Origin of the sequence: Mesorhizobium sp. B2-4-19, assembly GCF_006441315.1 — a bacterium.
Taxonomy (GTDB): Bacteria; Pseudomonadota; Alphaproteobacteria; order Rhizobiales; family Rhizobiaceae; genus Mesorhizobium.
In genome coordinates, this window is sequence record NZ_VFUV01000006.1 from 13,464 (window position 1) to 27,078 (window position 13,615).

A 13,615-nucleotide genomic window follows, 5' to 3' on the forward strand; every position below is an offset into this window, starting at 1 on the left:
GGGTTCCGGAGCCAGCAATTTGCCGTATCTTTTCGAGGATTTCGCCCTGGACGGCGACCGGCGCGAACTGCGTCGCGGCAACAGCGTGATCGCCATCGAGCCACAGGTGTTCGATTTGCTTCAATATCTTATCCGCAATCGCGAACGGGTGGTGAGCAAGGACGATCTGGTCGATGCGGTCTGGCAGGGACGCATCGTTTCCGACGCCACGCTGGCCAGCCGCGTCAACGCCGCGCGCAACGCGCTGCACGACAATGGCGAGCAACAGCGCCTTGTCCGCACCTTTCCACGCCGGGGATTTCGGTTCGTCGGCACCGTGCGCGAGGAGGCCGGCGCCGAGGCGGCAGCACCGGTGGAGCAGCTGAAGCCCGGTCCCGGCATTCCCGCCCGTCCTTCCATTGCCGTGCTGCCTTTCGTGAACCTGAGCGGCGATCCGGATCAGGACTATTTCGCCGACGGCATGGTCGAGGACATCATCACCGGCCTGTCGCGGATCCGCTGGCTGTTCGTCATCGCGCGGAACTCCTCCTTCATCTACAAGGGCCGGGCGGTGGATATGAAGCAGGTCGGACAAGAGCTTGGCGTGCGCTATGTTCTGGAAGGCAGCGTGCGCAAGGTGGGAAGCCGCGTGCGCATCACCGGCCAGTTGATCGACACCGAGGATGGCGGCCATCTCTGGGCCGAACGCTACGACCGCGAGCTGACCGACATCTTCGCGCTGCAGGACGAGATCACCATCAGCGTGGTCGCGGCCATCGAGCCCAATCTGCGCCGGGCCGAGATCGAGCGCGTCAAGCGCCAGCGGCCTGACAGTCTCGACGCCTACGATCTTTTCCTGCGCGCGCTGCCCGACGTCTACACCTTCATGCCTCAGGGCGCCGCCAAGGGCCTGCCGCTGCTCGACCAGGCGCTGGCCATCGAGCCGAGCTATGCTCTCGTCCATGGCTTTGCCGCCTGGGCGCATCAAACCCTTTTCATCCGTGGCGGCATGCAGGCCGAGCATAGCGGGAAAGCGTCCCGCCATGCCCATGCGGCGATCGAGCACGGCTCGGGCGACGCCATGGCGCTGGCGCTGGCCGGCTTCACCATCGGCCTGGTCGAGCATGACCGCAAGCTCGCCGACGAGGCGTTTTCGCAGGCGCTTTCGCTCAGCGCATCCTGTGCCTTTGTCTATGCCTTCGGCTGCGTGCCGGTGGCCTATGGCGGCGATGCGACACGCGCCATCGACTGGGGCGAGCAGGCGTTGCGGCTGAACCCGCTGGACGCCATGAACTGCGTGCCGCAAGGCATGATCGGCTTCGGCAACTTTCTCGCCGGTAGGCACGAACAGGCCATTGCCGCCGGACGGCGGGCGGTGGAGATGAACCCCGGCTTCAGCATCCTGCACGGGTGGCTGGCCGCACCCCTTGCCCGGCTGGGACGGATCGAGGAAGCAAAGGCTGCGGGATCACGGTTGATGGCGCTCGACCCGCATTTCACCATTGGCCGCTGGTCCGCCGCCGTCGGGCTTGCGCCTGCTATCATCGATGACGTCACCGAAGCCATGCGGCTGGCAGGCCTGCCGGCATAGTAGGTGCCGGCAAAACCGGACCAACCCGATCGAACGGCCATGCCGGAGCCGCCGCGATGCCGTCCGCCGATACGATTTCGGCGTCCATCGCGGCCGGCGACACGCCCGATGTCCGCTGGCTCAATCGCCTGGTGTAGACATCGGGCTTCCAATCACCCAATCTTGGCCCGGGAACAAAACAGGCGCTTCAAAGAAAAGCGCACCGGGTGCTCATGAAACGACGATGGACATTGTATGATCCACGGCTGGCATGGCTGCTGGTCGCGCCGGTGCTCCTGCTGCTGATCTTCTTCCTGGTGTTGCCGATCGCCGTGATGGCCGCCTACACCTTCTTCACCTTCGTCACCGCCGGCGTGGAAACCAGCGCGCTGACGACGGCGAACTGGCACGAATTCCTGACCGACAGCTATTATGCCGGCTTCCTTTTGAAGACGCTGCGGGTCGGCGCCATCACCGCGCTGCTTTGCGGGGTGCTGGGTTATTTCCCGGCCTATTTCATCTGGGCGACGACCTTCAAGCACAAATGGCTGCTGCTTCTCCTGCTGATCGTGCCGTTCTGGATCAGCTTCACCATCCGCACCTTTTCCTGGATCAACATCCTGGGCGAACAGGGCGTGATCAATGTCGCGCTGCTGAAGATGGGCATCATCAGCGAGCCGCTGCCGATGCTCTACAATGAGGGTGCGGTCATCCTGGGCATGCTGCACTTCCTGCTGCCCTACATGATCCTCAACGTCTACGTCAGCCTCGAGGGCATCGACCGCACGCTGATTTCGGCCGCGCGCTCGATGGGCTGCACCAGCGCGCAGGCGTTCCGCGAGGTCACGCTTCCGCTTTCGCTGCCCGGGCTGGCGGCAGGCCTGCTGCTCTGCTTCGTGCTCGCCGCCGGCAGCTATGTGACGCCGCAGCTGCTCGGCTCCGGCCGCGACGCGCTGTTCGGCAATCTGATCTACGACACCATCATGGGCGAGTTGAACTGGCCGATGGGCGCCACGCTTTCGATCGTGCTGTTCCTCGTGCTCGGCTCCTTCGCCGCCATCTACACACGCTTCATGGGCATGTCGCAGATCGTCAAGGGACTGGGCGGATGAAGGCGCGGCGCAAAGAGGAAGGCAGATGGGCCTGGCGGTTGACCGGCTTCGTCACGATCTGCGTCTACATCTTCATGTTCGCGCCGATCGTGGCGACGGTGATCCTGTCGTTCAACGCCTCGATGTTCGGCGGCTTCCCGATGACCGGCTTCAGCCTGCAATGGTACGTCAAGCTGATGGCCAACGAACAGGTGCTGGCCGCCTTCCGCACGTCGCTGTGGGTCGCGCTGGTCACCGCCGCGGTCACCACCGCCATAGGCGTCGTCACATCGTTTGCGCTGGTGCGCTTCGAGTTCCGCGGCAAGCACGCGCTGAGCACGCTGGTGATCCTGCCGGCGCTGGTGCCCGAGACCATCCTCGGCGTCGGCCTTCTGGTGCTGATCAAGGCGGTCGACCAGCCGCGCACCATGCTTCTGCTGGTGCTCGGCCACATCCTGCTCGCGGTGCCCTATGTGGTGCTGATCACCCAAGCGCGCATGGTCGGCATCCGCCGCGTCTATGAGGAGGCGGCGCTCTCGCTCGGCGCCTCGCGCTTTTCATCCTTCCGCGAGATCACGCTGCCGCTGCTCATCCCTGCCGTCGTCGGCGGCGCGCTGCTCGCCTTCACCATCTCGTTCGACAACACCTCGGCCAGCCTGTTCTGGCGGCCGGCGGGCGTCGAGACCATGCCCACCCAGATCCTTTCGATGCTCAAGATCTCGATCAGCCCGGAGATCAACGCGCTCGGCACCGTGATGATCCTGGTGACCGTCGGCATCCCGCTGCTCGGCGGCCTGATCCTGCAAAGCCTGACCAGATTGAAACGACGCGACGAACCAAAGGAGGAAGCACGATGAAACTGTCCAACGGCAAGCGGCTTGAACGGCTGCATGATAGATATCAAAACGGCGATCTCAGCCGCCGCACTTTCCTGACGCTGACCGCCGCCGCGGCGGCCGCGGTCGGCCTCGACATGCCCTGGATGCGGCAGGCGCTCGCCGCGGTCGAGGAGGTTCGCTTCGACGGCTGGGGCGGCACGGTGCAGGACGCGATCGACAAATACGCCTTCAAGCCCTACACGGCAAAGACCAAGATCAAGGTGGTCCAGGGCACGTTCGGCGACGAGGACGAGATCATCACCAAGATCAAGACCGCCAAGGCCGGCGACTACCAAGTCATCCATTCCTCCGGCGTCAACTACTACATCAAATACGTGAATGGCGGCCTGATCTCGGAGATCAACGAGGCCAACATCCCCAACATGGCCAATGTGCTGCAGCCGATGATCGATCCGTTCCGCAAGCTGACGCCGAAACTCTCGGCCGTGCCTTACGACTACGGCACGACCGGCATCGCCTACAACACCAAGGTGATCTCGCCCGAGGAAGCCAAGGAAAAGGGCGCGGCCCTCCTGCTCGACAAGAAATATGCCGGCAAGGTCGGCGGCTATTCCGACATGACCACGCGCGTCTGGTACGCCGCGCTCGCCACCGGACAGGATCCCAACAACCTCAAGGACATGGACGCGATCTGGGCCAAGGTGCGCGAAACGCGCGACCTCGCCAAGAAGTTCTGGAGCTCCGGCGCGGAGCTGATGGACCTGCTTTCCAAGGGCGAGATCGTGGTGACCGACGCCTGGTCGGGCCGCGTCGCCGCCTTGCAGGACCAGGGCCATCCGATCGGCTATCTCGATCCGGCCGGCTCCTATGCCTGGATGGAGGACATGCTGATCCTGAAAGGCTCGCCGATGGCCGAGTGCGAGGAACTCGTCAACTTCATGCTCGATCCGGCGACCGCCATCGCGGTGGCCGAGGGCCAGAGTTATCCGCCGTCGCTCGACCCGACAAAGGTCAAGCTCACCGAGAAGATCGAGAAGCTGCCTGCCTTCGACAAGACCGGCACGATGAAGTCGCTGACCTTCGCCGACCCGGTCTACTGGGCGACCAACGAGGATGCCTGGACCAAGCAGTGGAACAGGATCTCGAAAGGTGCCTGACAGAAACGACCTTTCGGAAGTGCCCCGGCCGGAAGCGGCCGGGGCGGCAAATAGCGCAGCCGCTCCGGGCGGCGGCATCGGGGCCGGCCAGCCGGCGGTCGAGTTCCGCGACATCGACATCGCCTATGGCAAGTTCGTCGCCGTGCGCGATTTCTCGCTGTCCATCGCCAAGGGCAGCTTCGTCACGCTGCTCGGCCCTTCGGGCTGCGGCAAGACGACGATCCTGCGCTCCATCGCCGGCCTCGTAGACATTTCGGGCGGCCAGATCATGATCGACGGACGCCGGGTCGACGACGTGCCGATCTACAGGCGCAATATAGGGCTGGTCTTCCAGAGCTATGCATTGTTCCCGCACAAGAACGTCTTCGACAATGTCGCCTTCGGCCTGAAGTACCGCAACGTGCCGAAACCCGAGATCGCCCGCAGGGTCGGCCAGGCGCTCGAAATGGTGCGGCTGCCGGGCAGCGAGAAGAAGCTGCCGTCGCAGCTGTCGGGCGGCCAGCAGCAGCGCATCGCGCTCGCCCGCGCCATCGTCTTCGAGCCGCAGGTGCTGCTGCTCGACGAGCCGCTGTCGGCGCTGGACGCCAACATGCGCGAGGAGATGCGCGTCGAGATCAAGAAGATCCAGAAGGAGACCGGCATCACCGCCATCTTCGTCACCCACGACCAGGAGGAAGCGCTCTCCATGTCGGATCGCATCGTGGTGATGAACGCCGGCGCGGTCGAGCAGATCGGAACCCCGCAGGAGGTCTATGAGACGCCCGCCACGGCCTTCGTCGCCGACTTCCTCGGCAAGGCCAACATGCTGGCAGGCACCGTGAGCCGGTCCGGCCAGGCAATAGCGGTGACGCTTGCCACCGGCCAGACGGTCGAGGTGGCCTGTCCAAGGCCGCTTGCGCAGGGCAGCAAGGTCACTGTCGTGCTGCGGCCGCAGAAACTGTCGGTCGGCACGGCGGCAAGCACCAACAGGCTGTCCGGCCGTGTCGTCTCGGCCTCGTATCTGGGCGGCAGCGCGATCTACGAGATCGACATTGGCGGCAAGACCAGCATCCGCGCCAACGCGCCGATCACCGGCCGCGTCCTTCGCGAAGGCGAGGCGATCGACATCGGATTCGACCCCGAAGGCTGCGTTCTGCTCGACGAGGATGGTCAGCGGATTTCGTGATGCATGTCGCCGGGGAGCCGGCCCGGCTTGGGGGCCGGTCAGCGACCGGCTTCATTGCCCCGCCGCGACGCTCGCCAGGCGGTTGGGATGCCTCAGATGGGTCGGCGTGATGCCGGTCTGCTGGCGGAACACGCGGCTGAAATGGCCGGCATTGGTGAAGCCGCAGCGGTAAGCGATGTCGCCGATCTGCAGGTCGCTGCCTTCGAGCAGCGACTTCGCATGATGGACTCTCAGCGCCAGATAGGCCGCCATCGGGCCGATGCCCAGCTCCGTCCCGAAAAGCCGTTCGAGCTGGCGCCGCGAGCAGTTCAGCCGGGTTGCGATCTCGCCGACCGACAGCGTCTCCTGCAGGTTGCTCTCCATCAACAGCAAAGCGCGCTTGACCGCCCGGCTCGACGCCGCCGGAAACAGGTCGCCGACGGGCTGCACGTCCCGGCTGCTCCTGATGCGGTCGAGCACCAGGATCTTGGCGGCCTTTTCCGCCGCCTTCTGGCCGATGAACTGGGACACGAAATAGCCGGCGAGGTCGGCCGCGCCCGTGCCGCCGGCGCAGGTCGAGCGGCCACGGTCGACGGAATACAGGCTGTCGGCATGGGCGTTGACATCGGGGAACTGGCTGCGGAAATCCTTGATGTGGAACCAGCTGACGGCGGCGGCGTAGCCGTCGAGCAGCCCGTAGCGCGCCAGCACGAAGCTTCCCGTGCAGAGCGCCGTCAGCGGCACGCCCTTCTCGGCGGCCCGCAACAGGAAGGCCTCCTTGTCGGAACTCAGGCTGCGGTTGGTGTCGAGCAGGCCGCCGACCACCACGATATTGTCGAAATCCTCCGGATTGCCGATCCCCTTGGTGGGCAGCAATTCGACGCCGCAGCTGGCCCGGATCGGCAGGCCGCGTTCGCCGACGATCTCCCAGTCGAACTCGATCCTGCGGCTGCGGTCGCCCTCATCGCCCGCCAGCCGCAGCGTGTCGATGAACAGCGACAGCGGCGAGAGCGTGAAGTCGCGAACCAAAAGAAACGCAAAACGCCTTGCCATTGTGTTTCCGGAACCGTCCCTCGCCCGTGCTGGAACCTGTTATCGCCGATACGCATGGTTTGGCACAGGTGCCAAGCCCCGTGCTCTTCAGGAGCGGCCGCTGGATGTCGGAAATGAGATCGAAGACCTCGGGAAAGGTCCTGCTCGTGTGAGCCAACGCTCTAGACTTGGGGTTGCGCTTGCGATCCCGGGCTGCTTTGCCCAAGGCGCGGCTCCGTCCCGGCCACCAGCCGGTAGGGCAGAGGCTCCAGGGCACGACAGTCAAGTTGATGCGCACGCTCTAAAGTCAGTGATGATGCGCGAGAAGTGGATCTTCGAACATTGCGTCGCATGCCGCCCGCCCCGTTGCGGATAAGTCGCCACATCGCTATATAGCCGCCGTCGGAAAAGGCAGGGTTGGTCTGGTGAGCCCAACTCCTTTCACTGCGAAATCCTTTCGCAGGCGGAAGCTCTGGTCTTTGGCTTCGTGCACGAGATCCCCACGACGAACATCGGACGCTGATCCAGCGCCCTGTCGTTCGTCCGTGTGGTTCTTATTTCGAGGAACGCTCCGGTCGAACATCGACCAAGGAGTAGTTTCATGCACAGCCACCACCCAATTTCCTATGACGTCATCATCTCGGGCGCCGGCCCGGTCGGCTTGTTTCTCGCCTGCGAGCTGCGTTTGGCCGGCCTCTCGGTCCTGGTACTGGAAAAGACCGACAACCCCAGCTCGCCGCTGAAGCGGCTTCCCTTCGGCATGCGGGGCCTGTCAGCGCCGACCATCGAGGGCTTCCATCGGCGCGGCCTGCTGGACGCCATTGCGCCGCCGCCCGCGAAGGATGGCCCGGGCGACAACACATTGGCCGCCGCGCACTGGATGCCGCAGCCGCGCCGCCCGGGCGGCCATTTCGCCGGCATCCAGTTCCATCTCGACTGCTAACGGAACTGTTTGAGCCTGATTTCGGTTGTCTGCTGTGCGAAGTGCCGTTCCACGAAGGCACCTGATGAGCGAACATGAAACATGGCGGACAAGAAGCGCGATTCCCTGCGAAAGGTCCTGAGCGGCATCGTCGCGGCAATTGCCGGCGCGCCTGATCGCACATCCGAGCAAGGCGTGAGCACCGCCAAAGCGTCAGTAGTCGCCGAATGGCCGCTGCCGCCATCGGCAACGCTTGGCTCCGCCTTGCGCCTGAAGGGGATCGAACGCGAAATTCGAGCCCGCCTGCCGTGGGCTGTAAGGAAATTTGCCAAGGCTGAGACCGGCCGCATCGTCTTGCGCATGTTGAAAACCGACGCGGATGCCTTCCAGGCGGCCTCGGCAACCATCTCCAGGACACTGGAGGGGATCGAAACCCTGGCCGTGCTTCCGCGCGAGGCAGAAGACATTCTCACCATCTCCGCCCGCGAGCGCCACAAATGGCTGAAGGACGGCCGCCTGAAGAGCATCGGCACCCGCACCGTCAAGATGCGCGGGCGATCCAAGGCCGTGACCTTCCATGTCTTCGATCCACGCCACATCGAGGATGTTCTCGATCGCGACCTGGCGAGCGCATGGCGGGAGGAAGATGCGCACGAAGCGTCCGAAAACAGACGGCGCGGCGCCGGCAAGGCCGCCCTGACGCGCGCAGGAAAAAGAGAGCGAAAGGCGCGCAGCGCCAGGACTTCGGGAAAGGATGACGCTCCACCGCCGAAGCTGGAGGGCTGGGACACATTCGAGGCGGAAGGCCTGCTGCGCTAGAGCCGAGGACGCGTTCAACCAGCCCGAACCGTTAAATCCCGCGGTCCGGAAAAACCAGGCGGTTGTCGGGAACAGCCCCGGGCGTTCGTCCTTTGGGTGCAACCAAGAACCGAACCAACCAGCCGGAGCCTGCCGTGATCCCCACCATCACCGCCTTCGAACGATCGCCCGACGGCGGCAAGGGACTGGCGCGCGATACGCGCGTTCGCTGGGCGCTCGAAGAAGTGGGGCAACCCTATGAGGTTCGTCTCGTTTCCTTCGCCGGGATGAAGGCGCCTGGCCATATGGCCATCCATCCGTTCGGCCAAATCCCCACCTATGAGGAAGGATCTCTGTGCCTGTTCGAGACCGGCTCGATCGTCTTTCATCTTGCCGAGCGGCATGCGGGCCTGCTGCCCAGGGATGGTGATGCCCGCGCGCGTGCCGTCACCTGGATGTTTGCCGCCCTCAACACCGTCGAGCCGCCCATCCTCGAGTTGACGACGGCGAGAATATTCGAAGCCGACAGGTCCTGGAGCGAGGAGCGCCTGCCATTGGTCAAGGACCGGGTTCGCGCCCGGCTGGACCAGCTCTCGGCCTACCTGGGCGCCGCCGAGTGGCTCGATGGTGCGTTCAGCGCCGGCGACCTTTTGATGGTATCGGTGCTGCTGAGGCTACGCATGTCGGGCATTCTGGACGAATATCAAAACCTGGCTGCCTATGTGGCGCGCGGCGAAGCTCGCCCCGCTTACGCCAGGGCCTTCGCCGCGCAATTCGCGGTCAACGCCGCATCATAAAGCCGACACACCAAAGCGCGGCGCTTCCGGCTTGACCGCCTGCTCAGGCGGGAACGGCTACGGATATTTCGCCTTTGCGCCCGGGTTTAGATCGCCCTGCAACTCCTTCGGCAAAGGCAGGCTTGAGCATTGCAGGTGCACGCCGCGGGCGTAACGCTTTCGCTGCTTCTGCTCGGCCTCCTTGGTGGCCGCGATGATGCCTAGGCCGTACGGGCCAAGGGCCGCGAATTCCCAGCCCGGATGCTGTTTTTCGCGCGCCGCGTAGTCCAAAGCCGCCGCACGCGCCTGCAGGCATTCCGGCGACGCCCATTTCGGATCCTGCGACGAAAGCGACGCGCCATAGTCGACCGGAGAGGTCGCGCATCCTGCCGCTGTCGCGGCCAGTGCGACGGACACTGCAATTCGCATCGCAACCCTCATCCGAAGCCCTTCTCGCTGTCCACAAACCTCGCAGGCGCCCCGTTCGCGCCAATCACGTGTATGCGATGTCTCGCCGGAGCGCTTGCCATAGGCATCGCTTCATGTCGATCTTCCCGCGGCCAGATTCAGGCCGCGTGCCTGGAACCAAATGACGGGCGAGACTGTTCCGTTGTAACTTTAACGCAGCGCTGGTGCGCCCTGTCGGGTGGGCAAGCGGCGACTTTGAGGAGCTCTCATCATGAATATTTCGTCCGGATTTCGTAGAATCGCGGTTGCCGCCATCGCCACTGCGGGCATCGGCTTTGCCAGCGCCGCGCATGCCGACAGCGGCACGATCCGCTTTGCCGTCTACAAGGCGGCCTTCTTCGTCGGCGGCTCCGGCGGCGAAGGCACGTTCACCTTCCACGGCAAAACCTATCCCATCTCGATCGGCGGCGTCTCGGGCGGCCTCGCCTTCGGCGTTTCAAAGACCTATTTCCGAGGCACCGTGCGCCACATCAGGCGCGTCCGCGATGTGACGGGGGTCTACGGTGCGGCGGGCGGCGGCGGCACGCTCGGCAAAGGCGCCCAGATGATCGTCATGACGAATGACAGGGGTGCCCAACTCGAGCTCACCGGCAAGCAGGTCGGGCTGCAGGTCAACGCCGATCTCAGCGGCATGGCCATCTCGCTGAGGTAAGGGACCCGTTCCTTCGACGGTAAGAGGTCTGACGGAAAGTCCAGAAGGCGGCGTCGGCTCGACAGCCGCCTTTTCCCTGGCCGAAGACCGACAGGCTGTTGATCCAGACACGAGGTTGGACGCATGGCGCTCAAACGGATGGACAATGTCGGCATCGTCGTCGATGACCTCGAAGAGACGATCGATTTCTTTCGCGAGCTCGGCCTTGAACTCGAAGGGCGGGCCACGATCGAAGGCGAATGGGCGGGACGTGTCACCGGACTGGGCGATCAGCACGTCGAGATTGCCATGATGCGCACGCCGGACGGTCACAGCCGGCTCGAACTATCCCGCTTCCTCACGCCGCCGGTCGTCGCGGATCACCGCAACGCCCCGGTCAACGCCCTGGGCTACCTGCGCGTCATGTTCACCGTGGACGACATCGACGATACGCTTGAACGGCTTCGCAAGCGCGGTGCGCGGCTCGCGGGCGAGGTCGTTCGGTACAAGGACGTGTATCGGCTCTGCTACGTCCGCGGACCCGGAGACCTTCTCATCGGCCTCGCCCAGGAACTCGGCTGAGCGCAATGCGATGACAATGGGCCAAGAGCGACCAATGTCGGCGGGCGCGTCTCACAAGGTCCCTGGTAGCCTAGCTCCGCAGCCCCGGCGCCTCCTGGCCCGTCCTCTCGACATACTCGGTATAGCCGCCGCCATAGGTATGGATGCCTTCGGGCGTCAGTTCCAGCACGCGGTTCGACAGTGCTGCCAGAAAATGCCGGTCGTGCGAGACGAACAGCATGGTGCCCTCATATTGCGACAGCGCCTCGATCAGCATCTGCTTGGTGGCGATGTCGAGGTGGTTGGTCGGCTCGTCCAGCACAAGCAGATTGGGCGGGTCGAACAGCATCAGCGCCATCACCAGCCGCGCCTTCTCGCCGCCTGACAGCACCCGGCACTTCTTGTCGATCTCGTCGCCGGAAAAGCCGAAGCAGCCGGCAAGTGCGCGAAGCGGCGCCTGGCCGGCCTGCGGGAAATTGTCTTCCAGCGTCTGGAACACGGTGCGCTCGCCTTCGAGCAGCTCCATGGCGTGCTGGGCGAAATAGCCCATCTTCACGCTCGGCCCCCGCGCCACCGTGCCGGTGTCGGGGTCGGAAGCGCCGGCCACCAGCTTCAGCAGCGTCGACTTGCCTGCGCCATTGACGCCCATGATGCACCAGCGCTCGCGGCGGCGGACCTGGAAGTCGAGCCCCTCATAGATGGCGCGGCTGCCATAGGCCTTGTGGACGTTCTTCAAGGTGACGACATCCTCGCCGCAGCGCGGCGCCGGCTGGAACTCGAAATTGACGATCTGGCGGCGCTTGGGCGGCTCGACGCGGTCGATCTTGTCGAGCTTCTTCACCCGGCTCTGCACCTGGGCGGCATGCGACGCGCGCGCCTTGAAGCGCTCGATGAAGGCGATCTCCTTGGCCAGCATCGCCTGCTGGCGCTCGAACTGCGCCTGCTGCTGCTTGTCGGCGATCGCCCGCTGCTGCTGGTAGAATTCGTAATTGCCCGAGTAGGCGGTGAGCGAGCCGGCATCGATCTCGACGACCTTGTTGACGATGCGGTTCATGAACTCGCGGTCATGCGAGGTCATCAGCAGCGCACCGTCGTAGCCTTTCAGGAATTGCTCCAGCCAGATCAGGCTCTCGAGATCCAGATGGTTGGACGGTTCGTCGAGCAGCATGACATCGGGCCGCATAAGCAGAATACGCGCCAGTGCCACGCGCATCTTCCAGCCGCCAGAGAGTTTTCCGACATCGCCGTCCATCATCTCCTGCGAGAAGCCCAGCCCATCCAGCACCTCGCGGGCCCGGCCGTCCAGCGCATAGCCGTCGAGCTCCTCGAAGCGATGCTGCGCCTCGCCATATTTCTCGATGATCTCATCCATACGGTCGGCCTGGTCGGGGTCGGCCATCGCCGCTTCCAGTTCCGCCATCTCGGCCGCCACATCGCTTACCGGCCCGGCGCCGTTCATCACTTCGGCGACGGCGCTATGGCCTTCCATGTCGCCGACATCCTGGCTGAAATAGCCGATTGTGACGCCGCGATCGACCTGCACCTGACCCTCGTCGGGCTGCTCCTGGCCGGTGATCATGCGGAACAAGGTCGTCTTGCCGGCGCCGTTCGGCCCGACAAGGCCAATCTTCTCGCCCTTCTGCAACGAAGCCGACGCCTCGATGAAGACAAGCTGACGGCCGTTCTGCTTGCTGATGCTTTCAAGTCTGATCATGCGGTTTCCGGACTATGCCTGCGCTGAAAGGATTTGCCCGGCGCCTTACGCGAAGGATGGCGGCAAAGGAAGAGGCACAAGCGCCGCAGCGGGCGCGACGCTCTTCCTTCTCCCACAAGGGGAGAAGAAAAAAGGCCCCAGACACACTTCAGAAACAAGATTCAACATGCGGGAAAAACTGAAGAAAACATCGTCTGCGATAACCACCCTCGTAGCGACCGGACAGCGGTCGCCACACAACGCAAAGGGATGGTCCCGACAATGCAACGACGTTCGACCGGATGGATGGGTGCCCTCGCAGGCATTTCGCTCGCCATGCTTGCGGTCGTGCAATCGGGTGCGCAGGCGGCGGTTACCCGGAGCGAATATTGCAGCCGGCTCGGTTCTCAACTCGACGGAGCCATCCGGACCAAAGCCGAACCTGGTGCCAGCGCCAGCCAGATCGCCACGGCAGAGGCACTCCAGGACAAGGCCAACCGGTTTTGTGCCGAGCGCAAGGAGGCGCAAGGCATCCGGACCTACGCCAACGCCCTGAAACTTCTTGGAGTGACACCGGTCGACCTCGACCAGTGACAGCAACCATCGATCCGAAGGAAAGCCTATCATGAACAAGCCCCTCCTCTCCGCCCTGGGTCTCGCCATTGCACTCGGTCTGGCCATGCCGGTTATCGGCACCGCTAATGCGGCGGCCACCACCACAACCACGACGACGACCGCTCCGGCGACGACTGCGCGCGCGACTGCACCGACGGCTCCCGCTGCCGTCGACGCAGCTAAGACGCCGGTCAAGGCGGCGCACAAGCACCACAAGAAGCATCGCAAGCATGTGCGCAAGCACGGCCACAGACACGTGGGCAAGAAGCACACCCACAAGCACGCCAAGGCGGCTTGATCGCCAGCTTTTTTCTGACTTCCTCCCGGGAAAAGGCCGCC

At 64.2% G+C, this 13,615-nt stretch carries 14 protein-coding genes and 1 pseudogene; 12 read left to right on the top strand and 3 right to left on the bottom strand.

Going from position 1 to position 13,615, the window contains the following annotated elements; translation table 11 throughout:
• Window positions 1–19: 19 nt before the first annotated feature.
• The 5 genes from FJ546_RS12325 to FJ546_RS12345 all read left to right on the top strand — a co-directional run bounded on the left by FJ546_RS12325 (window position 20) and on the right by FJ546_RS12345 (window position 5,801).
• On the top strand, window positions 20–1,570 hold the full coding sequence (locus tag FJ546_RS12325) for a winged helix-turn-helix domain-containing tetratricopeptide repeat protein (protein ID WP_140889584.1): 1,551 nt from the start codon (window positions 20–22) through the stop codon (window positions 1,568–1,570).
• A 212-nt stretch (window positions 1,571–1,782) separates the two neighbouring features.
• Window positions 1,783–2,661 carry an ABC transporter permease gene (locus FJ546_RS12330; RefSeq protein WP_032931056.1) on the top strand — a complete coding sequence of 293 codons (879 nt, stop codon included), beginning with the start codon at window positions 1,783–1,785 and terminating at the stop codon, window positions 2,659–2,661.
• The gene (locus FJ546_RS12335) at window positions 2,658–3,497 is read left to right on the top strand and encodes an ABC transporter permease (RefSeq protein WP_140889585.1); all 840 of its coding nucleotides are present in this window, start codon (window positions 2,658–2,660) and stop codon (window positions 3,495–3,497) included. The genes FJ546_RS12330 and FJ546_RS12335 overlap by 4 nt, the downstream gene beginning before the upstream one ends.
• Entirely contained in the window at window positions 3,494–4,636 is a 1,143-nt protein-coding gene (locus FJ546_RS12340; RefSeq protein ID WP_140889586.1) for an ABC transporter substrate-binding protein, read from the top strand. The genes FJ546_RS12335 and FJ546_RS12340 overlap by 4 nt, the downstream gene beginning before the upstream one ends.
• On the top strand, window positions 4,629–5,801 hold the full coding sequence (locus FJ546_RS12345) for an ABC transporter ATP-binding protein (RefSeq protein ID WP_140889587.1): 1,173 nt from the start codon (window positions 4,629–4,631) through the stop codon (window positions 5,799–5,801). The genes FJ546_RS12340 and FJ546_RS12345 overlap by 8 nt, the downstream gene beginning before the upstream one ends.
• Before the next feature lie 51 nt (window positions 5,802–5,852).
• Here FJ546_RS12345 and FJ546_RS12350 read toward each other — a convergent pair whose 3' ends face one another.
• Window positions 5,853–6,833: a GlxA family transcriptional regulator gene (locus FJ546_RS12350; RefSeq protein WP_140889588.1), complete on the bottom strand. Its 981-nt coding sequence runs from the start codon at window positions 6,831–6,833 to the stop codon at window positions 5,853–5,855.
• Window positions 6,834–7,413: 580 nt separating this feature from the next.
• Here FJ546_RS12350 and FJ546_RS12355 point away from each other — a divergent pair.
• The 3 genes and pseudogenes from FJ546_RS12355 to FJ546_RS12365 form a co-directional block, all read left to right on the top strand.
• Window positions 7,414–7,740, top strand: a pseudogene (locus FJ546_RS12355) (FAD-dependent monooxygenase); the annotation flags it as partial.
• Window positions 7,741–7,836: 96 nt separating this feature from the next.
• The gene (locus FJ546_RS12360) at window positions 7,837–8,553 is read left to right on the top strand and encodes a hypothetical protein (protein WP_140889589.1); all 717 of its coding nucleotides are present in this window, start codon (window positions 7,837–7,839) and stop codon (window positions 8,551–8,553) included.
• A gap of 134 nt (window positions 8,554–8,687) precedes the next feature.
• Window positions 8,688–9,329, top strand: coding sequence for a glutathione S-transferase family protein (locus FJ546_RS12365; RefSeq protein ID WP_140889590.1), 642 nt, complete (start codon window positions 8,688–8,690; stop codon window positions 9,327–9,329).
• 57 nt (window positions 9,330–9,386) lie between these two features.
• Here the strand turns inward: FJ546_RS12365 and FJ546_RS12370 are convergent, their stop codons facing one another.
• The gene (locus tag FJ546_RS12370; RefSeq protein WP_140889591.1) at window positions 9,387–9,737 is read right to left on the bottom strand and encodes a hypothetical protein; all 351 of its coding nucleotides are present in this window, start codon (window positions 9,735–9,737) and stop codon (window positions 9,387–9,389) included.
• 250 nt (window positions 9,738–9,987) lie between these two features.
• Between FJ546_RS12370 and FJ546_RS12375 the strand changes: the two genes are divergently transcribed.
• Entirely contained in the window at window positions 9,988–10,428 is a 441-nt protein-coding gene (locus FJ546_RS12375; protein ID WP_095775100.1) for a hypothetical protein, read from the top strand.
• Between the two features lie 123 nt (window positions 10,429–10,551).
• On the top strand, window positions 10,552–10,989 hold the full coding sequence (locus FJ546_RS12380) for a VOC family protein (protein WP_140889592.1): 438 nt from the start codon (window positions 10,552–10,554) through the stop codon (window positions 10,987–10,989).
• A gap of 70 nt (window positions 10,990–11,059) precedes the next feature.
• Here the strand turns inward: FJ546_RS12380 and FJ546_RS12385 are convergent, their stop codons facing one another.
• The gene (locus FJ546_RS12385) at window positions 11,060–12,682 is read right to left on the bottom strand and encodes an ABC-F family ATP-binding cassette domain-containing protein (protein ID WP_140889593.1); all 1,623 of its coding nucleotides are present in this window, start codon (window positions 12,680–12,682) and stop codon (window positions 11,060–11,062) included.
• 285 nt (window positions 12,683–12,967) lie between these two features.
• Between FJ546_RS12385 and FJ546_RS12390 the strand changes: the two genes are divergently transcribed.
• Both FJ546_RS12390 and FJ546_RS12395 read left to right on the top strand, forming a co-directional pair.
• Window positions 12,968–13,255: a hypothetical protein gene (locus tag FJ546_RS12390; protein WP_140889594.1), complete on the top strand. Its 288-nt coding sequence runs from the start codon at window positions 12,968–12,970 to the stop codon at window positions 13,253–13,255.
• 31 nt (window positions 13,256–13,286) lie between these two features.
• A complete protein-coding gene (locus FJ546_RS12395; RefSeq protein WP_140889595.1) occupies window positions 13,287–13,574 on the top strand; it encodes a hypothetical protein in 288 nt (95 codons plus the stop codon).
• Window positions 13,575–13,615 lie beyond the last annotated feature (41 nt).

Bases quoted from the DNA above. Each gene is read 5' to 3' on its own strand.
- FJ546_RS12330 (WP_032931056.1), top strand. From the start codon at position 1,783: ATGAAACGACGATGGACATTGTATGATCCACGGCTGGCATGGCTGCTG.
- FJ546_RS12380 (WP_140889592.1), top strand. From the start codon at position 10,552: ATGGCGCTCAAACGGATGGACAATGTCGGCATCGTCGTCGATGACCTC.
- FJ546_RS12385 (WP_140889593.1), bottom strand. From the start codon at position 12,682: ATGATCAGACTTGAAAGCATCAGCAAGCAGAACGGCCGTCAGCTTGTC.
- FJ546_RS12335 (WP_140889585.1), top strand. From the start codon at position 2,658: ATGAAGGCGCGGCGCAAAGAGGAAGGCAGATGGGCCTGGCGGTTGACC.
- FJ546_RS12395 (WP_140889595.1), top strand. From the start codon at position 13,287: ATGAACAAGCCCCTCCTCTCCGCCCTGGGTCTCGCCATTGCACTCGGT.
- FJ546_RS12340 (WP_140889586.1), top strand. From the start codon at position 3,494: ATGAAACTGTCCAACGGCAAGCGGCTTGAACGGCTGCATGATAGATAT.
- FJ546_RS12370 (WP_140889591.1), bottom strand. From the start codon at position 9,737: ATGCGAATTGCAGTGTCCGTCGCACTGGCCGCGACAGCGGCAGGATGC.
- FJ546_RS12350 (WP_140889588.1), bottom strand. From the start codon at position 6,833: ATGGCAAGGCGTTTTGCGTTTCTTTTGGTTCGCGACTTCACGCTCTCG.
- FJ546_RS12375 (WP_095775100.1), top strand. From the start codon at position 9,988: ATGAATATTTCGTCCGGATTTCGTAGAATCGCGGTTGCCGCCATCGCC.
- FJ546_RS12360 (WP_140889589.1), top strand. From the start codon at position 7,837: ATGGCGGACAAGAAGCGCGATTCCCTGCGAAAGGTCCTGAGCGGCATC.
- FJ546_RS12390 (WP_140889594.1), top strand. From the start codon at position 12,968: ATGGGTGCCCTCGCAGGCATTTCGCTCGCCATGCTTGCGGTCGTGCAA.